Below are 22,610 nucleotides of genomic sequence, written 5' to 3'. Positions count from 1 at the left end.
AAGAGTAGCTTTGAGTTCTCGTTTTTGCTTCATAAAAAAATTTTTTATCTAATTTTCGCTACAATTAGACGCTTATATAAAAATTTAGGAGAATTTTCTATGAAAAAAGAAGATATAAAAGAGCTTATCGAATTTTTTAATGATATGGAGATGAATCATATCAAAATAAAAAGTGGTGATTTTGAGGTAGAGCTTGAAAAATTTTCAGATTATTGCGCGCCTGCTAAACCAGCAGCACAAGCACCAGCTCCAGCACCTGTAAATGTAGTCGTTAATTCAGAGGTAAAACCAGCCGCAAACTCACCAAAAGATAGCATAAAATCTCCTATGGTAGGTACTTTCTATGCTGCTCCAAGCCCAGGCGCTGCCCCATTTGTAAAAGTAGGCCAAAGAGTAAGAAAAGGCGATGTAGTAGGTATTATTGAGGCTATGAAGATAATGAACGAGATCGAGGCTGAGTTTGACTGCCAGATCACTGAGATGCTAGTCTCTGACGGACAGCCAGTTGAGTTTGGATTGCCGTTATTTGGCGTGGAGAAAAATTAATGGAATTAAAAAGAATTTTAATCGCGAACCGAGGCGAAATCGCTCTTCGTGCTTTGCGAACGATAAAGGAGATGGGTAAAGAAGCCGTTGTAGTCTATTCAACAGCTGATAAAGACGCACTTTACGTAAAATATGCTGATGTAGCCATTTGTATCGGTAAAGAACGCTCAAGTGATAGCTATCTAAATATCCCAGCTATCATAAGTGCCGCTGAGATCAGCGAAGCAGACGCTATTTTCCCTGGATATGGCTTTTTAAGTGAAAATCAAAATTTTGTTGAAATTTGCTCACATCACAAGATCAAATTTATAGGACCAAGTGTCGCTGCGATGGCTTTGATGAGCGATAAAAGTAAGGCAAAGCAAGTCATGCAAAGAGCTGGCGTGCCAGTCATCCCTGGCTCAGACGGTGCTGTGGCTGATACAAAAGCTGCAAAAGAGCTAGCTAAAAAGATAGGCTATCCAGTCATCTTAAAAGCTGCTGCAGGTGGCGGCGGACGCGGCATGCGCGTGGTTGAACGTGAAGAGGATTTAGAAAAAGCGTTTTGGTCGGCTGAAAGTGAAGCTATGAGCGCATTTGGCGATGGCACAATGTATATGGAAAAATATATCCTAAACCCACGCCACATCGAAGTTCAAGTAATTGGCGATAGCCATGGCAATGTGCTTCATATCGGCGAGCGTGACTGCTCTATGCAGCGTCGCCACCAAAAACTAATCGAAGAGAGCCCAGCTATTTTGCTTGACGAAAAGACAAGAGAGAGACTTCACGAAACAGCCATAAAAGCGGCAAAAGCGATTGGCTACGAGGGAGCTGGTACGTTTGAGTTTTTGGTTGATAAAAATTTAGACTTTTACTTCATCGAGATGAACACAAGACTTCAAGTTGAGCACACAGTGAGCGAAATGGTAAGCGGTCTTGATATCATCGAGCTTATGATAAAAGTGGCTGAAGGCGAGGCGCTACCATCACAAGAGAGCATCGAGCTAAAAGGTCATGCGATCGAGTGCAGGATAACAGCTGAGGATCCAAATACATTTACGCCGTGTCCTGGTAAGATCACAAAATATGTCTGCCCAGGTGGCCGCAATGTAAGAATGGATAGCCATATCTATCAAGACTACTCGATACCGCCGTATTACGATAGTATGATCGGCAAACTCGTGGTTTGGGACACTGATAGAAATAGGGCGATCCATAAGATGAAAGTAGCTCTTGATCAGCTCATAATAAATGGCATCAAAACAACAAAAGATTTTCACATCGCTATGATGGAAAATAAAGACTTTTTAAGCAATAACTACGATACAAATTATCTTTCAAGACACTAAAATTTTTAAGTCAGGATTTGCAAAAAGCAGATCTTGGCTTAAATATATTAAAATTTTTAAGTTTATCTTAGGGGAAGCATGGTAAACAAAATCAAAGATCAAAATACAAAATTTTTCTCAAATGCTGACCTTGCGAAGCTATTTTTCCCTATTGCAGTTGAGCAGTTTTTAGAGTATAGCTTAGGGCTTGCAAACTCGCTAATGGCAGCAAGTGTTAGTGAAAGCGCTGTAAGTGCGATTAGTCTTGTGGAATTTGTCATGGCACTTTTTATCAGCATTTTTACAGCCATCGCTACTGGCGGCTCAGTGGTTGCTAGCCAGTATCTTGGTAATAAACAAAGTGGCAATGCCAAAATCACAGCAAATCAGCTCGTATGGTTTAGTTTTATCTTTGCCCTTTTTATCGCAGCGGTCATCATAGTTTTAAAAGATATTATCCTAGATTATGTCTTTGGCGATATTGGCGAGCAAGTAAGGCATGATGCTAGCCACTATCTTGTTTTCTCGGCCATTTCCGCGCCATTTTTGGCTGTCTATGCAGCAGCTGCGGCGATCTTTCGTACGATGTCAAATGCCAAGCTTCCTATGTATATTATGGCGGCTGCAAATTTATTAAATGTACTTCTAACTGCCATTAGTATTTATACATTTCATACTGGCATTTTAGGTATAGCTATTAGTACGCTTATAGCCAAGGTGCTCGCTTGCTTTGTCATAGTCTATCTACTCCTTGATGTAAGGCTAAAACTTCACATAAGAAAGAGTTTTGTCTATAAATTTGACTACGAGATTATCAAGAAAATTTTAAATATCGGAGTGCCTTATGGCTTTGAAAATTCGATGTTTTATGTGGGTCGCATCATTGTTTTGAGTCTTGTTTCACTCTTTGGTACGGCAAGTATCGCTGCAAATGCCGTGGGAGGAACGATCGTGATGTTTCAAGTACTCCCTGGCATGGCGATAGGCACAGGACTTAGTGTAGTTATCTCAAGGTGCGTTGGCGCAAACGACTTTGCTCAGGCTAAATTTTACGTAAGAAAGTCGATGATAAGCATCTATATTGTCCAGCTTTTTAGCACAGCAGTAATTTTGCTTTTACTTGAGCCACTGCTTAGGGTTTATAATCTCTCAAGCGAAGCCATAAATTTAACAAGGCAGATCGTCTGGTATCACGGTATCGCTATGTGTCTTATTTGGCCACTTGCCTACACATATCCAACCGTTTTTCGTGCTGCAGGGGACGCTAAATATCCGATGATTGTAAATTTAGTTTGTATGTTTGCTTGTAGAGTCATCTTGGCCTATGTCTTTGCGCTCACATTTGATCTTGGTATGATAGGTACTTGGTTTGCAATGTTTGCTGACTGGGCTGTAAAGGCGGTGCTTTTTACGATTAGATACTTAAAAGGCACATGGATGAAATTTAAAGCTATTTAAAAAGAAATTTAGTAATATACAAGCGATTTTGTCGCAAAGGATAAAAAATGAAAAATGTATTTAAAATTGGTGCAGTTTTGCTTACAGCAGCTCTTTTTGCTGGATGTGCGAGTGAGAGCTCAAGAGTTGTTGAGTCTCCAAAAGTAGCAAGCTACGGCACAGTTTACAATGGTCAAAAAATTTCGGTTTCGATAGGTCGATTTAATAATCAATCAGCTTACCAAAATGGTGTATTTGCTGATGGTGAAGATAGGCTTGGTAACCAAGCTCAAAGTATTTTGATCACAAATTTACAGCAAAGTGGCAGATTTTTGGTGCTTGATAGATCAAATATGAAAGTGATCAAACAAGAGAGCGAGCTAAGTAAAACCGCTCAAAATCTAAAAGGTGCAAGATACGTGATAACTGGTGATGTGACTGAGTTTGGGCGAAAAACTACGGGCGATCACCAGCTATTTGGCATACTTGGCAAAGGCAAGCAACAAACTGCCTATTCAAAGGTAAATTTAAATATCGTTGATACCAAAACAGCCGAGGTTGTCTATTCAGTTAGTGGTGCTGGCGAATACACCCTTTCAAACAGAGAGATCATCGGCTTTGGTGGCACAGCAGGATACGACTCTACGCTAAATGGCAAGGTTTTAAGCCTAGCTATTATTGAAGCGGTAAATAATCTCGTAAATGGCATAGAAAGTGGAGCATGGCAAGTAAAATAAAGCTTGCCGGCCTCGCACTTTTTGCACTATTTTTAGCAGGTTGCGGTCATTCAAACGGCCCAAGATCACTTTATTATTGGGACGGATCATATAGTAGCTCGCTATATAGTTATCTAAATGAAGAGGGCGATACAAACGAGCAAATTTCACGCTTAGAAAATTTGGTGCAGATATCAATACAAAAGGGCTATAAGATCGCTCCTGGCGTATATGCACACCTTGGACTTTTATATCTAAATAATGGAAATTTAGGTGCTGCAAATGCAAATTTTGACAAAGAGGTGCAAAATTTCCCAGAGTCAAGGGAATATATAAATTTCATCAAAGGCTCTAAAAATTTAACTCCAAAAAAAGTAGAGCAAAGAGGGGGCAAATAATGAAAAATAGCCTGAAATTTATAGCCGCTATATTTTTGGTAGTATTTTTTACGGGTTGCTCTATAAAAGAGCCTGAGCCATACGACTACTCAGAATTTTTACAAAAAAGACCTCACTCTATCTTAGTGCTTATGCCAACAAACGATAGTACAGAAATTTCAGGCCCAGCTGCAGTTTTAGCAAATACAGTCGCACCACTAAGTGAGGCAGGATACTACGTATTTCCAGTAGCTCTTGTAAATGATACCTTTAAGCTAAATGGCATAACCGAGCCAAGCGAGATCGCAGCCGTGCCACTAAATAAGCTTGATAAAATTTTTCATGCTGATAGTGTGCTTTACATAAACATAAAAGATTATGGTACGAGCTATGCAGTCATCTCAAGCTCGACAAAGGTTGTCCTTGAAGCAAAGCTTATCGATATAAAAAGCGGCGCTACTCTTTGGCAAGGCAGTGCTATGGCAGCAGAAGATAGCAGCAGTGGCCAAAGTAGCCTACTTGGCATGTTAGTCTCAGCCGTCATCTCGCAGGTAGCAAATACCATCTCAGATAGATCATACGATCTAGCAGTGATGGCAGATGCTTATTTATTTTCAAGAGATTGCCATAACTGCATACTTTATGGACCATATTCGCCGTATTATGGCAAAGATGCACAGCTTCATAAAGATAGATAAATTTAAATGAATACTCATCGTCTTGGGATACTTCTTACTTTAGTTGGTGGTATCCTTTGGGGATTTAGTGGGGTTTGTGGGCAGTATCTATTTTCACTTGGTATAAATTCTGATTTTTTGGTGCCATATAGACTGATGCTAGCTGGCATTGTTATTGTGATTTTTTATGCTTTTAAAGAACCAAGTGCCGTTTTTGCTCCGATTAAAGATATAAAGCTTCTTGGCGAGTTTTTAGTCTATGCCCTGCTTGGGCTTATGATGACGCAGTATGCCTACTTTTACTCCATTGAGCTTTCAAATGCCGCAGTAGCAACTGTTATTCAATACACTGCTCCTGCTTTAATTTTAATGGTCATTTGTATAAAAGAAAAACGCGTCCCAAGAAAACTTGAAATTTTAGCTCTATTTTTAGCCATGCTTGGCGTATTTTTCCTGAGCACACATGCGCAAATTTCATCTCTTGTCATTTCGTCAAAGGCATTGTTTTGGTGCTTTGTGAGTGCCGTTTGTGTTTGTGTTTATAATCTTGCTCCAGCAAGACTAAATGCTAAATACTCAGTTGCGCTCACGCTTGGCTGGGGCATGATAATAGGTGGCGTGGTTCTTTGCCTCTATATGAGGGTTTGGGAATTTGCTGGACTTAATGGTATAAATCAATGGCTGGTATTTATTGCTGTTATTACGCTTGGCACCATTTTTGCATTTAGCTTTTATATGATAGGTGTTAAGCTCATAGGCGCAGCAAAAGCTAGTTTATTAGCCTGCATAGAGCCACTAAGCGCAGCATTTTTTGGCTACTTTTGGCTTGGAACAAAATTTGTATTTTGGGATTTTTTAGGATTTGCTCTAATAATCTCTTGTATATTTTTACTATCAAAAAGAGAAAAAATATGATATTTCTAGCACAAACTGATACGACAGCTGGCTTTTTGAGTAAAGATTATAAAGAGATAAATAAGGCCAAAATGCGTGATGAGAATAAACCTTGCCTTATCACGACGGCAAAATTTAGCGTTTTAAATGAGCTTGTTAGAGTGCCAAAAAAATATAAAAATTTTATACGCCATTCAAGAAAAGCCACATTTTTGTATCCAAATTTAAAGGCTATTAGAGTCGTAAAAGAGTGCGAGCACGAAAAATTTTTAGCTAAATTTGACTGGCTTTATTCAAGTAGTGCGAACAAAAATGGACAAAATTTTAATGAAGCTTGGGCTATGAGCGTGGCTGATGAAATAGTAGATGATCATTTTTTCGAAGATGCTCCATCAAAAATTTATAAAATTTCTCGAAAAAAAATAAAACGTTTAAGATAACTAGCGAATTTATACAGCCACTACCTTTTTAAACTCATCTAAATTTTTTAGTGCTTCATCTATACCAATCAGCCAAAATTCGCACTTTGTTGTATCTTTTTTAAAGTGTTTTTTTATTAGCTCTTCCACGCTTTTTGTGCCACACTCTATTAAAAATTGTTTATAAATTTTGCAAAATTTTGCTTCATCTTTTTTAAACTCACTTAGAAAAAATTGTGATAGCAGATAACCGACACTATAAGGATAGTTGTAGATATAGTTATCTGTTTTATAAAAATGTGGCTTAAAATATGGCAAAAATTCTTCAACATCGCTCGTGCTGTCTTTATAAAATTTATCCCAAGCTTGTTTTAAAAGATCGCTTGCATCTTTTTTACTGACTTGACCTTGTTGTCGCAACTTTATAAAACCAGTCTCAAACTCATATCTAACGCTTATATGAAGTAAAAAATTTGCAGCGCTTTTTAGCTCCTGCCATAAAATTTCTACCCTAAGTGAGTCATCTTTTTTTAGCTCATTTCGTAAAAGAGTCTCATTAAATGTACTCGCACTCTCGGCTAAGCTCATTGGAAAATTTGCGCTTAAAACTGGAAGATCACGCATCAAGTAGTAGTGCCAAGCATGCCCAAGCTCATGAGCTTGCTGGATTAAGTGCGAAAGAGTATTCATGTAGGTGGTAAAAATTCTTGGTTGCTTAAATTTTGGCAAACTCACAAAAAATGCTCCACCAGCTTTATTTTCTCGTACATCGCTTTCTATCCAGTGTTTGTCTATCATAAGCTCGATAAAATTATCTTCGCCCAGTGGTTTTAATGCTTTTTTGATGATTTTAATAGCCTCGTCATGAGAAATTTCATGATGCTTGCTAAGTGGATAAGGTGCCAAAAGATCGCAACTTCTCATACTTTTGCCACCTAAAAAGCTAGCTCTTACTCTTACGCATTCTCTTATTTTTTCCACTCTTTTGCTAATGGCTTCTTGCATGGCGTTTAAAGTGTCAAGGCTCATTTTATTTTCTTCAAGGCTTGGAGTTAAAAAATCAACTTTTGCTGCTTTAAATTTAGCCAGTCTAAATCCATGAAGCATATTTAAGACATCAAGGTAGAGATCAGCAAATTTATCATAGTGAGAGCTCAGACCATCAAACACATTTTTGCGTAAAATTTCATCATCTGATCCTTTTAATATACCCATACATTTTGTAAGATTATAGCTTTGTGTTTTTGCATTTTTATTGGTAGCAGAGATATTTATTAAATTATTTAGATGTCTAAAATTTGTAAAAAGTGGAAAAAAATTTATGAGCGCTAAATTGGCAAAAAAATCTCTTTCACTCTTTTTTCGTATTTTGCTCTTGCTATTTTTATGCTCTAAATATAGAAATTTTATATGTTTAAATTGAGTACTTTGAAAAATTTTATCATCACTTTTTAGGCTATCAAATTTATCAAAAAGTATCTCCTTTGCCGTATCAAGTTTAGCTTTTTGCTCTTTTATTTTTAGCTCAAATTTACTAGCTAGCTCATCTTTTGTATTATCACTACTTTTACAACGACAAAATGCGAGTAGGCTAGCTGCTTCTTTGTATGCTTCTTCGTATGAGATGATAGCTTTGGTAAGCTCGCTATTGTTTAAAAATTTAACTAAATTTTCATTTTGTGCTTTTAGATTTTCAAACGATGAGGTAAAAATTTCGCTATCAAAATCTACATAAGAATCATCAAAGCTCCATCTCATATTTTCTCCTTAAAATGATAGTAAAAATACAAATATATGGTGGCTTATAAGACCTAAAATAGCTGGCACGCTACATCTTTTAATTAGCGAAAGCGGGCTAATGTGAAGCATACCTGAAATGGCTACCACTACGCCAGAGACAGGTGAAAGTGGTCTAGCTATTGTGGAGGCTTGATGCATAGGAAGCACGAGCATAACAGAGTTGATGTTTAAGCTCTTAGCTATATTTGGCACCATGTTTAAAAGCGGATAAAAGCTTGCGCCATTTGAGCCAGCTATGATTGTAACGATGGTTGTTATAAATACAAAAAGTATAGACATGCCAAGCCCTCCAAAACCTATGCTTTTTGCCAAATTTACAATAGCATCAAGCATACCAAGAGCTTTAAAACCTTCAGCAAATATACCAGCTGCTACAACTAGCATAACAACACCGCTTAAGCTTTTTGCCATGGCATTAAAAAATACTTTTAGCCCTTCACCAAGCTTTTCAAAGCTAAATTTATGTCTAAATGCTTCAAAAACCATAGCAATTATCATAGAAAGGATTATGACGCTTGATATATTTAATTTTATGGTTTTTAAACAATATGGTGAAAAAACTACTACTAAAATCATCGGTAAAAATGGTAAAAGAGCATAGATCATAGGTGCTTGCTCTTTTGGAACATCCACCTTATCGTCAAAACTAATGCTCTCTCCTACATGCTCGCTACAAACCCAACCTTCTTTTTTGTCTAAGTATCTATTCCAAAGAACTAATGCAATGCCGATCACGAGCACAGTTGGAAGAGCTGCTGGAATTTTATAGATAAAAACATAATCAAGTACCTCAAGTTCAGTTGCTTTTGCAGCGGCAGCTGTTGATGAGCCAAGAAGTACCATTGAGCTAGCTCCACTCATCGCACAAATACTACCAACGCTTAGTTTATTTAGCCCTAGTGATATAAGAATTGGTCCAAGAAGCGCAAGACAAAGTACACCAAGTCCAACCGCACTGGTTATTACCATGCTTATAAGTTTTGCTACGCAAAAAGCTATGAATATCATAAAATATGGGCTTTTTATGGCTTTAAACCTTTTTGTGGCGATGCCTACAAAGGCTTGATTTGCTCCGATATGAGTCATATAACTTGCAAAACCGACCATTAACATAATTAAAAGTCCAAGTTGCGAAAAATTATTTGAGAGCATATAGCGGATAAACTCAACTACATCTAGCAAGGAATTTCCAGTGCTCTTTACCTTTTCTGGTAAAAATTTTCCCGTATCAAGAATGACCGAAGAGACAAGCATGATAACGCCAGAGAGCAAGAGAACGAAAGTGGCGTATTTGCCTTTTAAAATCGCCCAGCCTACAACAAAAAGCGTAAGTAGAGCTATGATTAGACCAAGAGTATGCATTTTTGCTCCTTATTAAGATATTTAAAAACCAGAATACAAAAATCAAAATACACTTAAAATATAAAAAATAATATTTATATGCTTGCAATTATACTACTTGTTATATTGAAATTTCGCTTTTATTTATAAAAATATTATCGATTTTATAAATGAAATTGTTGCTTTTATGACTAAGATACAAAAGATAAATATAAAAATTTTAATATTAAGTACGACTATTGTAGTGTGATTTAAAGCTAATTAAAATATTCAAAATAAAAAAGGACGTAAATATTTGGTTTGGTAAAAATTCAAATGATGCCAGTAGCAACTTATTTTAGTATTTACTCCCTCGGCAGTCCGTTTTTATCAAACTTGTCGCTGATTAACTTACCCGATTCGTCGTATTTTTAGCGCGCACGAGCCTGCCGTGCATAAACTCCCCTTCGGCTTCGAGTTTGCCGTTTGCAAAAGATGCCGTAGGTTTGGCATCTAGTATTGCCGATGTCGGCGTAGTTACTACGAAAACGTCGAAATTTTCGGAGATTTTGCTTAAAAATTTAGGGGTCTTAAATTTTATAAAAGTGGTGGTAGGCCGCGACGACGTGCTAAATCCAAAACCTAACGCGGAGCCCGTAAATTTAGCTCTTGCAAAACTTGGAAAAGATAAGCGAAACGCATTTATGATAGGCGATACGCAGATGGATCTAATGGCGGTAAAGAACCCGGCATCAAAGGTATCGGCCTAACTTGCGGATACGCGGATGCGCAAAGTCTAAAAGAGCATTCGGATTTAATCTTTCAAAACGCTTATGAAGCGGTAAAATTTTTAGCAAGCAACTAAAATTAGTGGATTTTATTAAACAACCTTACTTACCGCTCGGCTAAGTCATTTCCTTCGTTTAGCGACCGTTTTGATTAAGCATAGACAACGCCGCCTCAACCGCCGCGTCAATGTGTATCTGCGTCGTATCAAAAAGCCGCACATCCGTATCCGCCTGCGATACCAGCATGCCTATCTCGGTGCAGCCAAGTATCGCTCCTTGCGCGCCGCGCGACCTAAAATCCTCGATGATGCGCAAGAAATTGGCCTTTGAGCTAGGCGCGATTTTGCCGTAGCAAAGCTCCTCAAAGATTACGCGATTTACTTCAGCCATATCGCCCGCGCTTGGCAAAAGCACCTCCGCGCCGCCCTCTATCAACCGACTTTTGTAAAAATCCTGCGTCATCGTATAAACGGTGCCGAGTAGCCCTACCTTGGCGACGCCTGCGTTTTTTAGCGCTTTTAGCGTGGCGTCCGCGATGTGCGCTACGGGTACGCTAACGGTGCTTTGCACGGCGTCAAAGCACCTGTGCATCGTGTTTGTGCAGATGAGGATAAAATCAGCCCCGCCACCTTGTAAAATCCTAGCGTGCCGCGCCAAAATTTCGCCCGCGTCCTCCCATCTGTTTTCGCGCTGGCAGGCCTCGATCTCCTCGAAATTTACGCTGCTTAGCAGTATCTCCGCGCTGCTAAGGCCGCCCAAGCGCTCGTTTATTTTGCGATTTATTTGCTCGTAATACGTTACTGTGGACTCAAAACTCATCCCGCCGATTAGGCCGATTTTTTTCATATTTGCTCCTTAAATTTCGGCGATTTTACGGTTTTAAATTAAATTTGCTATAAATTTAATTTAGCTCGCTGCGTTAAATTCGGCTGCAACCGCCTAAAATAACGAGCATAAATTAAACCGCATAATTTTTTAGCCTGCGACGAAAATGTGGTCAAATTTTAGCGCGCTAGCGACCTAAATTTGCGCGTAAATTTTATCGGCTAAAAGCGGCATTTTGATTACTTCGCGCGGGCGGATTAAATTTACGGCTTTTCGGTTTGGCAAAGTTTTATTTTTTGCAAGGTAAAATCGCCTGCAAATTTTACCCGTTCGCGTCCGCAAGTCTCGCGCCTACGTTTTGGAGTGCTTTGCCAGAGTCGCTTCGGCATCTTTTAAATGCTAGCTTGACGCCCAAACCGCCTCCGTTTTACGCCAGCAAATGCAAAAACCTGCGTTTTGTCGTCAAATCTCATCTAGTCCCCGCCCCAGCCCGCGCAAATATCGCCGCTTTACGTTTTAGCGCTTTAATCTCGCGCAGTGAAATTTAAGCGCCGTCTGCGCGTAGTCGTTTCGCGCAGCAAAATTTATAAAATTTCGCAGATTTTTATCGCTTCGCCGTTTTTTTGAGCTTTGCGCACCAAATTTCCAGCCAAAGCGATATAAATGTTAAATTTACGGCTAAAAGCTAAAATTTAAAGAGCAAATTTAAACCGCAAAGGCATAAATTTAGCCGAATTTACTCCCTCGGCAGTCCGTTTTTATCAGACTTATCGCTGATTAGCTTACCCGATTCGTCGTATTTTTTGGCGCGGATGAGCCTACCGCGCTCAAACTCCCCCTCGGCTTCGAGTTTGCCGTTTGCGTAGTAGTGGCGCGCCTCGCCGACCTCCAGCCCGTCCTCAAACATCACTCTGGCTTTTAGCTTTCCGTTTTCGTGATACTCCTCGTACAGCCCGTGATAGCGCCCGTTTTTAAACATCACTTTGGCAGCCGGGGCGCCGCTCTCGTAGTAGTCCAACCCTGCGCCCGTTTGGCGGCCGTCTTTGTACTCGTATTCGCCTCGTAGCTTGCCGCTTGGGTAGTATTCGCGCGCGACGCCGTCCTTTTCGCCGTCTTTGTAATTTTCTACCACGCGCGTTTTGCCGTTTTCGTAAAATCGCTTCCAAACGCCGTTTTTGCGGTCATTTTTGTATTCGCCCGTCTCCTCCACGGCGCCGCTTTCGTAGTACCATTTTTCCGCGCCTTCTCGTTTGTCATTTTTGTAGGTTCGCACGCCACGGATTTTGCCGCTTTTGTAGTAGTCGACGTCCTCGCCGTTTCGCATCCCGCCGACGTATGGGCTGCGCGCGCTAACGTAGTAGTCGGTAAACATGCCCTCTCGCCTGTCCGCCTTGAAAAAGCCCTCCTGCTTTAACGCGCCGCCCTCGTCAAAGTAGTAGCGGCGATAACGCCCGTCGCGGACGCCGTTTTTGTATTCGCTCTCGCCCATCAGAGCGCCGCTATCTGCGTGGTAGTGCTTAGCCGTGCCCTCGCGAACGCCGTTTTTTAGGGGATATTCCTTTGAGGGTTTGTCTCTGCCGTCAAAATAATCCTGTATCGCACCGCCGTGCCGCCCTGCACGTCTATCTCGCGTATGAGCGTGGGCGGCAGGGGCTTTAGCCTCGGATAGACCATGCCCATCGCATTTACGTCATATAGGTCCTCGACGCTGTATCGAAGCATCTTTAGCGTGCCGTCGTAGGGCTTGCCTTTTACGTAGTAAAGCCCGTTTTTTAGGCTCGCTTCAGGCTTCATTACGACTTTTGGCTCCAGCGCTTGCGCACCGATGGCTAGAAGCGGAAGTAAAAATAGAAATTTTAGGATTTTCATGGTTTTCCCTGCTTTGTTTGATTTTGGTGATTTTAAAATTTGAAACTAAATTTAAGGTGAAGATGAGGCTAAAATCCGTTGTTTGTTTTTATTTATTGATAATTAATTTACAAGTTGGTTTTTGATAGTATTTCGCATAATGTAAATTTTTAGCATGTGCTTGATAGCGAGGTTTAAAAATGGGTTTAGATATAGATAAAATTTTGAAAGCGCCAAGAGAAGAGATTGGGCAAAATGATCTTAAAAGACTTAAAGTGCTTGAAATTATTAGCGAAAATATATATCCTTTTAATGCACTAGAGCGGTCCAAAAAACAGTATTGGGTTAAAAAATGCAAATATGACGGTCAATCTTTTTTCATTTTTTATTATTTTGTCTTTGATTCGGATCTAAATCCAGAAAATAATATAAATTTAGAAAAGTATCTACAAAGCGATGAACCAAATATAATCCTACAAGACTGCCTTATAGGAAATCAAAAAGATATAAAAAATTTAAACAAAATCAAGCAAGCTATTATAGCTATCAACTCTGAATTTCCCAACATCAGCTCTTGCGAATTTGAAAACGAAGTATTTTTACGCGACATCAGCAATAACAGCGCGTTTGGCGGATGTGAATTTGCAAAAGAAGTTTACGTAGACGGATATGCGTATTTTCATGCATGCACGTTTAACAGCGATTTCATATCCAAAAACGCTAGACAAGATATATCCTTTGCAAGTAGTATCTTTAATAAATCTTTTAAATTAGATACAAAAAATGAGTTGGGAGAGGTAAAATTTGAAGCCGCCTATTTTAAACAAAAATTTACTATGGATATAGGGAAATTTAGCGTTCTAGATTTCTCAAGTGCCGAATTTTATTGCGAGCTTAATTTGCACGCAAGGCAGTTTGACGGGATAAATATAAATTTTACCAATGCCAAATTTAACCAAAAGCTAAGTTTTAATAAGAGTATAATTAACTGCGAAATGCTTTTCAAAGAAGCTTGTTTTGAGGGCGACTTAATTTTTACAGAAGCCAAATTTGATTACGTAGTAAATTTAGATAAATCAAAATTTAAAGGAAAGGCGCAATTTCGTGGAACTAAATTTAGCGAAGCAATACTGACGAAAACAACTTTTGAAAATAAAGCCGACTTTTCAAATGCGAAATTCAACGAAAAAGCATATTTTACAAATGCCGTTTTTAAGGCAGATGCAGACTTTAGCTCTGCTACTTTCGCCGATGAGGCACGGTTTTTAAATGCAAACTTTAAAGGCGTGGCAATTTTTAAAAATGCCGAATTTAAAGCTAAAGCAGACTTTAAAACAGACATAAATCTTACTTTTGGAAAAGATGTAAATTTTAGCAATACTACTTTTCAAGATAATGCTTATTTTAATAATAGAGTTTTTGAGGAGTTTGTCGATTTTCACGAGGCTGATTTTAAAAAAGTCGCTTGCTTTTATAGTGTCGCTTTTAAAAAACCGGTTAATTTCTCATCAATTATTTTTAATGGCGCTTTAAATTTCGTAAATGCAAAAACGGATTTTACTTACGAAGAGCTAAAAGAGCTTATCGAGACTCAAATCAAACGCGATAAAAGCATCAACAATATAAGTGCAACAAATGACTTTAGGGACGGGTTTAGACTCATGAAATACGCTTTAAATAACAAAGGTAATGCGCTAGACGCAAGCTTGTTTCACCGCCTAGAACTATACTGTAAAGAGTTGGAGCTGGAATTTACTCTTGAAAATGCAAAGGCTAAAAATAGCGAAAATAGCAAAGAAGTAAAATCTGTCGATGAAATAGAAGCCAAGCCCAAAAGCAAAAGTCGTATCGAGCTTTTTTTAGATTTGATAACGCTAAAATTATATAGAAATACCAGTGATCATCACACAAATTTATTTAAGATAATAAACTTTACTATTCTAAGTATTGCTGTGTATGGATTGTCTTTTTGGGTTTTAGATAATTTTTTGTTGAAAGCAATGATTGATAGTCCTAAAATATTGATGTTATTGCTACTGTCTATTTTTCTAATTGGACTACTAGCATGTTTATTGTATTTAACCATGAAATATAAAATACGATGGGCGACTGTACCGATAGGAATTTTTATATATGTCATTTCAATCATACCAGGCTTAGTTAATGCCTTTGATTATTCTATTTATGTTGTTATTTTTATACTTTTATATGTGTCATTATATGCTTTGTCGTTTTATTTGTTTAGATTTGGCTTTGTGCGTTTTATGGCATATTTAATTTTTATGGCTATTTTTTTGGATAAACCTGTATTAATAACGCCGTTTATTGGTATTTTTACATCGGAAAAAATAGCTGAAAGCAAATTTGAAGAATACATAATAAAATACAATAATAATGGCTTGGACGATATGCTTCTGGATGCAAATTTTACCAATATAAAAGCGGAACATAAGATCAATTTTATAGTTAAAAATAGAAAAATAATTTTAGAAAGATTGGATAATAGTAGGACAAACACTCCTTTAATTGATTTTGTGAAAAAATACATAAAATATTCAAAGGAACCCATGGATAATAATACCAGCTACAAAAATTTAAATGAAACCACTAAAAAATCGTATGAAAAGGCTCTAAATGCTCTAAAATACGATGAAACAATGCAATCAATACAAAAAAGTGCAAATTTGCTTTATGTTTTTATTATGCTGCTCGTCATCTACTCTCTTACAAAAACTGCACGTAGAAATTCTGTAGTGCCTAGCTAGAGGTTTATGTCGCTATTAGTGGCAATAAGGTGAACAAGCCTTTTAAAATTTTGTTTGCTTCTTAAAATTTTGGCGGTACATTTATTTTAGATTTTGCCATTTGCGATAACAGATAAGTAAAATAGCTAAATTTAAATAGATAAAATTTAACCGTCTTTTAACGCTTCGACGACGACCGTCCACTCGCGCACGAGCCTTTCAAAGCTAAAATTTGCATTTGCCGGACTAGTCGAGGGTAGTTTGACGGGCGATTTGCCCGTTGCATTTAAAATTTGATTTTTTAGGTATTTTTCGCAGATTTCATGCGCCTTGCCGCCGTTTGCGTAGACTTGCGTGATATTTGCGGTTTTGAAGATCGGCTCTAAATTTGCAGGCGCGACGGCAGTCATTTTAGCATCGCTCGAGCCCTTTATCTCGCACGAGATCGCAGCGTCGTAGATAGCGATGCGGTGAGCTAGAAGGAAATTTATCTTTTCATCCGTACTTGTAGGCAGCGGAGCGTTTAAAATCCCGGCCAGTACCCGCCAAAAGCGATTTTGCGGATTTGCGTAGTAAAAGCCGAATCTACGAGAAACCACAGAAGGGAAGGAGCCGAGGATTAAAATTTTAGAGTTTTTATCGAAAATCGGTTTAAAAGGATGGGTTTGGCTCATTTTGCGCCTTTTAAATTTGCTGCGTTAAATTTAAAATTTCAAATTTGAAAGCAAATTTAACCGCCCGAACGAGCGGCTAAATTTACGGAAATTTTCTCTCGCCCGTCGAATTTAGGCGAGAGAAATTTGCTCCTTACTCGGCTGCGGTACCAGCAGAGGCATCCTCGGCGCTCTCAGGCGTGCCAGACTCGACCTCGTCGCTAAAATCAGCTAAGCTTAGGCGTTTTAGCTGGCGGTAGCGTCTTTGCGCGTCGGCCTTGTTTTTAGCTAGCAGCTCGTCTGCGTGCTGCGGGTTAGTTTTTTTAAGCGAGTTGTAGCGAACCTCGTTTAGCAAAAACTCCTCGTAAAGCGACCAGTCGGGCTCTTTTGAGGTCATTTTGAGTGGGTTTTTGCCCTCTTTGATTAGGCGCGGATCGTATACGTAGGTCGGCCAGTAGCCGCATTTCGTCGCTAGCTCGCCTTGACCGCCCGAGAGCGCCATGCCGCCTTTTATACCGTGCGCGATGCACGGCGAATACGCGATTACAAGGCTAGGTCCGTCATAGGCCTCGGCTGCGGCGATGGCTTTTATCGTGTTTGCTTGGCTCGCGTTTGAGTTGATCTGCGCAACGAAGATATTTCCGTAGGTCATCGCGATGTAGCCTAGGTCTTTTTTTTGCATCGGCTTGCCGCTAGCGGTAAACTGCGCTATGGAGCCCGCGCGGCTTGATTTTGAGCTTTGGCCGCCGGTGTTTGAGTACACCTCGGTGTCAAGCACGAGCACGTTTACGTTCTCGCCGCTAGCTAGTACGTGATCAAGACCGCCAAAGCCGATGTCATAGGCCCAGCCGTCGCCGCCGATGATCCACTGGGATTTTTTGACGAGGTATCTTTTTAGCTCTAAAATTTCTTTCACACCCTCTACGTCTAAATTTTGCTCCAAAATCGGCGTTAAAATTTTAGCGATTTGCGTCGTTTTCTCGCCGTCGTTTTTGTGCGCGATCCAGTCGGAGTATAGTGCGGCTAGGGCATTTGGCGCGGCGTCTTTGGTGCGTAGCATGACGTCTTCGACACGGTGGCGCAGAGTCTCTACCGCGACGTTCATGCCCATACCAAACTCCGCGTTATCCTCAAACAGCGAATTTGCCCACGCTACGCCCTTGCCCTCTTTGTTCGTCGTATAAGGCGTCGAAGGCGCGCTACCGCCGTAGATCGAGCTACAACCGGTCGCGTTTGCCACTATCATACGGTCGCCGAACAGTCTTGTGACAAGCCCGATATAAGGCGTCTCGCCGCATCCCGGGCATGCGCCGTGAAACTCAAATAGCGGCTGAGCAAAGCCAACGCCCTTGACGCTATCTTTGCTCATTAGGTCGTCTTTGTAGGTTACTTTTTTAAATAAATAATCGGCGTTTTCCTGCTCGTTTTTCTCCATTTCCTCGGCTAGAGGTACCATGACGAGCGATTTTTCCTTGCTCGGGCAAATTTGAGCGCACAGTTCGCAGCCCGTGCAGTCAAGCGGGCTAACTTGGATTTTGTATTTTAGCCCTTTTACCTCTTTGCCTTTGGCGTCTAGGACGTGATCTTGCACGGTTTGCGGCGCGGCGGCGAGCTCGTTTTCGTCGATGAGAAACGGCCTGATCACTGCGTGCGGGCAGACGAAGGCGCACTGGTTACACTGGATGCAGTTGCCCTCGATCCACTTTGGCACCATGACGCCGATGCCGCGTTTTTCGTATTGCGTCGTTCCTGATTTAAAGTGTCCGTCCTCAAAGCCAACAAACGCCGAAACGGGTAAGCTGTCGCCCCTGGCGGCGTTTATAGGCTTGACGATTTTTTCTATAAATTCGTCGCCGACGTATTTTTCCTCCGCGCTCGCGTCATCCGTCAAATTTGCCCAGCTAGGGTCGACTGCGACCTTAACCAGCCCGTCTGCGCCCATATCGATGGCCTTGTAGTTCATCTCTACGATCGCTTCGCCCTTTTTGGCGTAGGCTTTGTGCGCGTACTCTTTCATATATTTTTGCGCGTCGGCAAACGGGATGATGTCGGCGAGCTTAAAAAACGCCGACTGCATGATGGTGTTCGTGCGGTTTTTTAGCCCGATCTCGCGAGCTAGCTTAGTAGCGTTGATGATGTAGAAATTTACCTTTTTGGCGGCTAAAATTTTCTTTACTTTATTCGGTAGCTTAGCAACCGTCTGCTCGGCGTCCCAGATCGAGTTTAGCAGGAACGTGCCGCCCTCGCGGATACCGTCTATGACATCGTAAATTTCAAGATACGCCGCGACCGAGCAGGCGACGAAGTGCGGATTTGAGACGAGGTAGGTCGAGCGGATCGGGTTTTTACCGAAACGCAGATGCGAGCGCGTGTAGCCGCCCGATTTTTTGCTGTCGTAGGCAAAATACGCCTGCGCGTAAAGATCGGTTTTATCGCCGATGATTTTGATGGAGTTTTTATTTGCCCCAACGGTACCGTCCGCGCCAAGGCCGTAAAATAGGCACTCTTTCACGCTTGCGTCGCTTAGCGAAATTTTCTCGCCGACTTTTAGCGAGGTGAAGGTCACGTCGTCTTCGATACCGACGGTAAAGCCGTTTTTAGGTTCGCTTAAATTTAGATTTTCAAAGACGGCTAGCATTTGCGCAGGATCGACGTCTTTTGAGCTCAGACCGTAGCGGCCGCCCACGATCACTGGCTGATTTTTGCGTCCGTAAAATGCCGCCTTGACGTCCAGATATAGCGGCTCGCCGAGGCTTCCGGGCTCTTTCGTGCGGTCTAGCACGGCGATCTTTTCTACCGTCTCAGGCATCACGTCAAAGAGGTATTTTAGGCTAAACGGACGGTATAGATGTACTTTTAGCACGCCTACTTTTTCGCCTTTTGCGCGCAGGTGATCGACTACCTCTTCGAGAGTTTGCGTAACCGATCCCATCGCGACCACGACGCGAGTAGCCTGCGGATCGCCGTAATAATTAAACGGACGATAATCGCGTCCCGTGATATTTGAAATTTCTTTTAGATACTCAGCCACGATATCAGGCACCGCGTCATAGTAGCGGTTAGCTAGCTCGCGCGTCTGGAAGTAGATGTCGTCGTTTTGAGCCGTGCCGCGAGTTTTCGGGTTTTCGGGGCTTAGCGCCTCGTCTCTAAATTTTTGCAACGCCTCGCGGTCAAGAAGCCTATCAAAGTGCGCGTAGTCAAGCACCTCGATCTTTTGTATCTCGTGGCTCGTGCGAAATCCGTCAAAAAAGTGCAAAAACGGCACGCGACCCTTGATCGCCGCTAGATGCGCGACGCCCGCGATATCCATGACTTCCTGCACGGAGCCGCTTGCCAGCATCGCAAAGCCCGTTTGGCGACAGGCATAGATGTCCTGATGATCGCCGAAGATAGAAAGCGCCTGAGCCGCGATAGAGCGCGCGCTCACGTGGATGACGCCCGGTAGCAGCTGGCCCGCGATTTTGTACATGTTTGGGATTTTTAGCAAAAGGCCTTGCGAAGCCGTGTATGTGGTAGTTAGCGCGCCTACTTGCAGCGAGCCGTGCACGGTGCCGGCAGCTCCGCCCTCGCTTTGCATTTCGACTACTTTAACCGGCATACCGAATAGATTTTTCTTGCCTTGAGCCGCCCACATATCGGTGTAGTCGGCCATCGGCGAGCTAGGGGTGATCGGGTAGATGCCCGCAACCTCCGTAAATGCATAAGCCGCGTGCGCCGCAGCCTCGTTTCCGTCCATAGTTTTCATTATTTTAGCCATTTTTCCGCCTTAAATTTTCTTACGATTTTTAAAAATCTTTTATTATAGAGATAGTTTCCAAAATCTACTATTAATCTATGTCATTAATAAATTCTGAGAATTTTGCCTTTTGAATTACTAACTTTAAGCAAAATTCCATTACCTTAATGAAAAAATTTAAGGATAAAATTTGATAAGTGTTCATAGGGTAGCCTATTTAAGGGTTATAGCTCTTGCTTTTTGTGCTTTTATATTTAACACTACTGAGTTTGTCCCAGTACCACTTTTAAGTGATATTGCAAAAGACTTTGATATGAGCACGGCTGATACCGGTCTTATCATCACGATTTATGCGTGGAGCGTCACGATACTTTCTTTGCCACTTATGCTTTTGACTGCAAATTTAGAACGAAGATCTCTTCTTTTAAAGGTTTTTATCGTATTTGTTGTAGCTCATACGCTTTGCGCCTTTGCTTGGAATTTTAAAATTTTAATTATTGCTCGGTTGATGATAGCTATTGCTCATGCCATTTTTTGGGCTATCACTGCTTCACTTGCTGTTAGGCTAGCTCCGATAAATAAAAGCTCGCAAGCTCTTGGATTGCTAGCTCTTGGTACATCGCTAGCGATGATACTTGGTCTGCCACTTGGAAGAATTTTAGGTGACGCACTTGGCTGGCGTGTGACCTTTGAACTGATCGGAATTTTTGCTGTTGGTGTTGGAATTTGGCTATATAAAATTTTGCCACTTCTGCCAAGTAAAAACTCAGGCTCACTTAAAAGCTTGCCAGAGCTTGCAAGAAATGGCCTTTTGATGGTCGTATTTTTACTAACTGCAATTATCATAAGCGCGCATTTTAGCACCTATAGCTACATTGAGCCATTTGCAAAAGATATCAGTGGCTTTGATGGAAAATTTATCACAATATTCTTACTTATATTTGGCGTTGCTGGTGTAGTCGCAAGCCTGCTTTTCTCTAAATTTTATAAGCTCATTCCAAATGCATTTTCAGCAATTTCTATTATGCTTATTTTATGTTGCTTGCTTTTGTTAAATTTTATTGCTAAAAATGAAGTTTTAATGCTAGTCTTGGCCTTTATTTGGGGGCTTGGCATAGCTGGTGTAAATATGAGTTTTCAAATAAAAGTGCTAAATTTAGCCTCAAACGCTACTGATGCTGCAATGGCGATATTTTCAGCTATTTATAACATAGGTATCGGAGCAGGGGCGCTAATAGGGCATCAAACGATAGTTCATTTAGGCGAGCAAAATATCGGCAATGTCGGTAGTTTTTTTGCCGCAAGTGGACTTATTATATTTTTGTTTGCGGTATCTAAGGTTAAGAGAATTTAGATGTTTAAATATCTAAGCAAAACGTTACAAATTTCTACATATAAGTGATAATAAATATCATAACTAAGAAAAATTTTAGTTAAGCTTCCTTATAATCATTATCATAAAATGAATAAATTTTAGGAGCTTATTATGTCAGTTTTAGTTATCGGTGCAGATGAGATAACGCCTATCAAGGCAGTTTTACATGATTTGGGAGCTGAAAAGATAGAACACTGGGATGCTAGAAATGAAAACCGCGTAAATCGCAAGCCAATCCCTCAAGATACTGAGTGCGTGGTGATGCTTACTAGTTTTTTAAACCACAATACGATGAAGACGATTAAAACTCAAGCAAAAAAGAGAAATATTCCAATTGTTTGTGCAAAAAGAAGCGTTAGTTGCGTATTTTGCGAGTACTGCAAGGTCTTTGGGCTAGATAAGGAATTTGGATGCAAAGAATAATCAATGAGATTCGGGCTTTTATCAGATATTGGCGAAATAACTCCAAATATTTTTGCAAAGCTTGATAGGCTTTCACGTGCAAAAATTTTTATTGCACTTTATAATTCTGGCGTAGAAAGTGAGCTAAAAATTCCGCTTTCTTACGCTAAATTTCTAAATTTCAAAGAAATTTTTGAGGCTAGGGTAAATTTCCTACTTCGTGAGAAATGTCTAAATTTTAAGCCAGCAGATCGCTTTTGTTTTTCATCAAATATCATCATAAATGCTTATTTAAAAGGCGACTTTTCAAAGATCAAATTTATAGTAAAAGAGCCAAAAATGGCAGCTGCAAAGATGATAAAAATGCTTTATGCAAGTGGAAAATTTGAGTTTTGTATCGATGCGGCACAGATGTTTTGTCAATTTGTTTATGATAAAATACGCCTCCGCCATCAAGACAAAGAGGTCATGCTAAATAGCGGTGTCATCTCGGTCAAAAAAGATGGTAAAAATTTGCTCAGCGTCATGCCAAGCTTTAAAAAAGTGAGCTTTGATGATATGAGAAATTTAAACGACGATATAGATAGAGCTGTCGGTGTGCTTTGTCACGAGTGCGAGATGGTTTATATCGTTTTTCCTAGAAATGAGGAATTTAGGCGACACGTTGAGGTTAGGCACTGTTATGCGAGAGGTTTGATCAAGCTCGTGCCTTATACGATTATTAGTAAAATTTTTTAAAAAGG

General features: G+C 40.5%; 20 protein-coding genes. 13 read left to right on the top strand and 7 right to left on the bottom strand.

The window, feature by feature from the left end:
- Window positions 1-99 precede the first annotated feature (99 nt).
- The 8 genes from accB to G5B98_RS07755 all read left to right on the top strand — a co-directional run bounded on the left by accB (window position 100) and on the right by G5B98_RS07755 (window position 6,397).
- Window positions 100-546, top strand: a complete 447-nt coding sequence (gene accB / locus G5B98_RS07790; RefSeq protein ID WP_084041901.1) for an acetyl-CoA carboxylase biotin carboxyl carrier protein — start codon at window positions 100-102, stop codon at window positions 544-546.
- Window positions 546-1,877, top strand: coding sequence for an acetyl-CoA carboxylase biotin carboxylase subunit (locus G5B98_RS07785; RefSeq protein ID WP_054197187.1), 1,332 nt, complete (start codon window positions 546-548; stop codon window positions 1,875-1,877). The genes accB and G5B98_RS07785 overlap by 1 nt, the downstream gene beginning before the upstream one ends.
- 78 nt (window positions 1,878-1,955) lie before the next feature.
- A complete protein-coding gene (locus G5B98_RS07780; RefSeq protein ID WP_196086582.1) occupies window positions 1,956-3,314 on the top strand; it encodes an MATE family efflux transporter in 1,359 nt (452 codons plus the stop codon).
- A gap of 47 nt (window positions 3,315-3,361) precedes the next feature.
- The gene (locus G5B98_RS07775; protein WP_196086581.1) at window positions 3,362-4,030 is read left to right on the top strand and encodes a CsgG/HfaB family protein; all 669 of its coding nucleotides are present in this window, start codon (window positions 3,362-3,364) and stop codon (window positions 4,028-4,030) included.
- The gene (locus G5B98_RS07770; RefSeq protein WP_196086580.1) at window positions 4,015-4,407 is read left to right on the top strand and encodes a DUF4810 domain-containing protein; all 393 of its coding nucleotides are present in this window, start codon (window positions 4,015-4,017) and stop codon (window positions 4,405-4,407) included. The genes G5B98_RS07775 and G5B98_RS07770 overlap by 16 nt, the downstream gene beginning before the upstream one ends.
- On the top strand, window positions 4,407-5,084 hold the full coding sequence (locus tag G5B98_RS07765; RefSeq protein ID WP_107788675.1) for a DUF799 domain-containing protein: 678 nt from the start codon (window positions 4,407-4,409) through the stop codon (window positions 5,082-5,084). The genes G5B98_RS07770 and G5B98_RS07765 overlap by 1 nt, the downstream gene beginning before the upstream one ends.
- A gap of 6 nt (window positions 5,085-5,090) precedes the next feature.
- Window positions 5,091-5,978 (top strand): DMT family transporter, encoded by an 888-nt coding sequence (locus tag G5B98_RS07760; protein ID WP_196086579.1) that lies wholly within the window; start codon window positions 5,091-5,093, stop codon window positions 5,976-5,978.
- On the top strand, window positions 5,975-6,397 hold the full coding sequence (locus G5B98_RS07755; protein WP_149719542.1) for a Sua5 YciO YrdC YwlC family protein: 423 nt from the start codon (window positions 5,975-5,977) through the stop codon (window positions 6,395-6,397). The genes G5B98_RS07760 and G5B98_RS07755 overlap by 4 nt, the downstream gene beginning before the upstream one ends.
- A gap of 9 nt (window positions 6,398-6,406) precedes the next feature.
- Here the strand turns inward: G5B98_RS07755 and G5B98_RS07750 are convergent, their stop codons facing one another.
- The gene (locus G5B98_RS07750) at window positions 6,407-8,134 is read right to left on the bottom strand and encodes a peptidase M3 (RefSeq protein ID WP_196086578.1); all 1,728 of its coding nucleotides are present in this window, start codon (window positions 8,132-8,134) and stop codon (window positions 6,407-6,409) included.
- A 9-nt stretch (window positions 8,135-8,143) separates the two neighbouring features.
- Entirely contained in the window at window positions 8,144-9,538 is a 1,395-nt protein-coding gene (gene dcuC / locus G5B98_RS07745) for a C4-dicarboxylate transporter DcuC (protein ID WP_196086577.1), read from the bottom strand.
- Between the two features lie 464 nt (window positions 9,539-10,002).
- Here dcuC and G5B98_RS07740 point away from each other — a divergent pair, with 464 nt between their 5' ends.
- A complete protein-coding gene (locus tag G5B98_RS07740; RefSeq protein WP_346265379.1) occupies window positions 10,003-10,266 on the top strand; it encodes an HAD family hydrolase in 264 nt (87 codons plus the stop codon).
- Window positions 10,267-10,419: 153 nt separating this feature from the next.
- On the opposite strand, the gene G5B98_RS07735 is transcribed toward G5B98_RS07740, so the two are convergent.
- From G5B98_RS07735 to G5B98_RS09475, 3 genes are all read right to left on the bottom strand, one after another.
- Window positions 10,420-11,130: an aspartate/glutamate racemase family protein gene (locus G5B98_RS07735; protein ID WP_196086576.1), complete on the bottom strand. Its 711-nt coding sequence runs from the start codon at window positions 11,128-11,130 to the stop codon at window positions 10,420-10,422.
- A 715-nt stretch (window positions 11,131-11,845) separates the two neighbouring features.
- Window positions 11,846-12,598 (bottom strand): toxin-antitoxin system YwqK family antitoxin, encoded by a 753-nt coding sequence (locus G5B98_RS07730; RefSeq protein ID WP_232524574.1) that lies wholly within the window; start codon window positions 12,596-12,598, stop codon window positions 11,846-11,848.
- 56 nt (window positions 12,599-12,654) lie between these two features.
- On the bottom strand, window positions 12,655-12,978 hold the full coding sequence (locus G5B98_RS09475; RefSeq protein WP_232524573.1) for a hypothetical protein: 324 nt from the start codon (window positions 12,976-12,978) through the stop codon (window positions 12,655-12,657).
- A 179-nt stretch (window positions 12,979-13,157) separates the two neighbouring features.
- Here G5B98_RS09475 and G5B98_RS07725 point away from each other — a divergent pair, with 179 nt between their 5' ends.
- A complete protein-coding gene (locus G5B98_RS07725; protein WP_196086575.1) occupies window positions 13,158-15,722 on the top strand; it encodes a pentapeptide repeat-containing protein in 2,565 nt (854 codons plus the stop codon).
- Window positions 15,723-15,868: 146 nt separating this feature from the next.
- Here the strand turns inward: G5B98_RS07725 and G5B98_RS07720 are convergent, their stop codons facing one another.
- The gene (locus tag G5B98_RS07720; RefSeq protein WP_196086574.1) at window positions 15,869-16,375 is read right to left on the bottom strand and encodes a DNA-deoxyinosine glycosylase; all 507 of its coding nucleotides are present in this window, start codon (window positions 16,373-16,375) and stop codon (window positions 15,869-15,871) included.
- A gap of 133 nt (window positions 16,376-16,508) precedes the next feature.
- Window positions 16,509-20,111, bottom strand: coding sequence for a pyruvate:ferredoxin (flavodoxin) oxidoreductase (gene nifJ / locus G5B98_RS07715; RefSeq protein ID WP_196086573.1), 3,603 nt, complete (start codon window positions 20,109-20,111; stop codon window positions 16,509-16,511).
- A gap of 169 nt (window positions 20,112-20,280) precedes the next feature.
- Between nifJ and G5B98_RS07710 the strand changes: the two genes are divergently transcribed.
- The 3 genes from G5B98_RS07710 to G5B98_RS07700 all read left to right on the top strand — a co-directional run bounded on the left by G5B98_RS07710 (window position 20,281) and on the right by G5B98_RS07700 (window position 22,605).
- On the top strand, window positions 20,281-21,444 hold the full coding sequence (locus G5B98_RS07710; RefSeq protein WP_196086572.1) for a sugar transporter: 1,164 nt from the start codon (window positions 20,281-20,283) through the stop codon (window positions 21,442-21,444).
- Between the two features lie 132 nt (window positions 21,445-21,576).
- A complete protein-coding gene (locus tag G5B98_RS07705) occupies window positions 21,577-21,888 on the top strand; it encodes a DUF2325 domain-containing protein (RefSeq protein WP_002939277.1) in 312 nt (103 codons plus the stop codon).
- 3 nt (window positions 21,889-21,891) lie between these two features.
- Entirely contained in the window at window positions 21,892-22,605 is a 714-nt protein-coding gene (locus G5B98_RS07700) for a hypothetical protein (protein WP_196086571.1), read from the top strand.
- Window positions 22,606-22,610 lie beyond the last annotated feature (5 nt).

Origin of the sequence: Campylobacter concisus (genome assembly GCF_015679985.1) — a bacterium.
In the GTDB taxonomy this organism is placed as follows: domain Bacteria; phylum Campylobacterota; class Campylobacteria; order Campylobacterales; family Campylobacteraceae; genus Campylobacter_A; species Campylobacter_A concisus_AC.
The sequence above is the reverse complement of the archived record's forward strand: the minus strand, read 5'-3'. Positions and strand labels throughout refer to the sequence as shown.

What these genes read in the sequence shown, in the direction of transcription:
- accB (WP_084041901.1), top strand. Translation starts at nt 100, where the DNA reads ATGAAAAAAGAAGATATAAAAGAGCTTATCGAATTTTTTAATGATATG.
- G5B98_RS07785 (WP_054197187.1), top strand. Translation starts at nt 546, where the DNA reads ATGGAATTAAAAAGAATTTTAATCGCGAACCGAGGCGAAATCGCTCTT.
- G5B98_RS07780 (WP_196086582.1), top strand. Translation starts at nt 1,956, where the DNA reads ATGGTAAACAAAATCAAAGATCAAAATACAAAATTTTTCTCAAATGCT.
- G5B98_RS07775 (WP_196086581.1), top strand. Translation starts at nt 3,362, where the DNA reads ATGAAAAATGTATTTAAAATTGGTGCAGTTTTGCTTACAGCAGCTCTT.
- G5B98_RS07770 (WP_196086580.1), top strand. Translation starts at nt 4,015, where the DNA reads ATGGCAAGTAAAATAAAGCTTGCCGGCCTCGCACTTTTTGCACTATTT.
- G5B98_RS07765 (WP_107788675.1), top strand. Translation starts at nt 4,407, where the DNA reads ATGAAAAATAGCCTGAAATTTATAGCCGCTATATTTTTGGTAGTATTT.
- G5B98_RS07760 (WP_196086579.1), top strand. Translation starts at nt 5,091, where the DNA reads ATGAATACTCATCGTCTTGGGATACTTCTTACTTTAGTTGGTGGTATC.
- G5B98_RS07755 (WP_149719542.1), top strand. Translation starts at nt 5,975, where the DNA reads ATGATATTTCTAGCACAAACTGATACGACAGCTGGCTTTTTGAGTAAA.
- G5B98_RS07750 (WP_196086578.1), bottom strand. Translation starts at nt 8,134, where the DNA reads ATGAGATGGAGCTTTGATGATTCTTATGTAGATTTTGATAGCGAAATT.
- dcuC (WP_196086577.1), bottom strand. Translation starts at nt 9,538, where the DNA reads ATGCATACTCTTGGTCTAATCATAGCTCTACTTACGCTTTTTGTTGTA.
- G5B98_RS07735 (WP_196086576.1), bottom strand. Translation starts at nt 11,130, where the DNA reads ATGAAAAAAATCGGCCTAATCGGCGGGATGAGTTTTGAGTCCACAGTA.
- G5B98_RS07730 (WP_232524574.1), bottom strand. Translation starts at nt 12,598, where the DNA reads ATGGGCGAGAGCGAATACAAAAACGGCGTCCGCGACGGGCGTTATCGC.
- G5B98_RS09475 (WP_232524573.1), bottom strand. Translation starts at nt 12,978, where the DNA reads ATGAAAATCCTAAAATTTCTATTTTTACTTCCGCTTCTAGCCATCGGT.
- G5B98_RS07725 (WP_196086575.1), top strand. Translation starts at nt 13,158, where the DNA reads ATGGGTTTAGATATAGATAAAATTTTGAAAGCGCCAAGAGAAGAGATT.
- G5B98_RS07720 (WP_196086574.1), bottom strand. Translation starts at nt 16,375, where the DNA reads ATGAGCCAAACCCATCCTTTTAAACCGATTTTCGATAAAAACTCTAAA.
- nifJ (WP_196086573.1), bottom strand. Translation starts at nt 20,111, where the DNA reads ATGGCTAAAATAATGAAAACTATGGACGGAAACGAGGCTGCGGCGCAC.
- G5B98_RS07705 (WP_002939277.1), top strand. Translation starts at nt 21,577, where the DNA reads ATGTCAGTTTTAGTTATCGGTGCAGATGAGATAACGCCTATCAAGGCA.
- G5B98_RS07700 (WP_196086571.1), top strand. Translation starts at nt 21,892, where the DNA reads ATGAGATTCGGGCTTTTATCAGATATTGGCGAAATAACTCCAAATATT.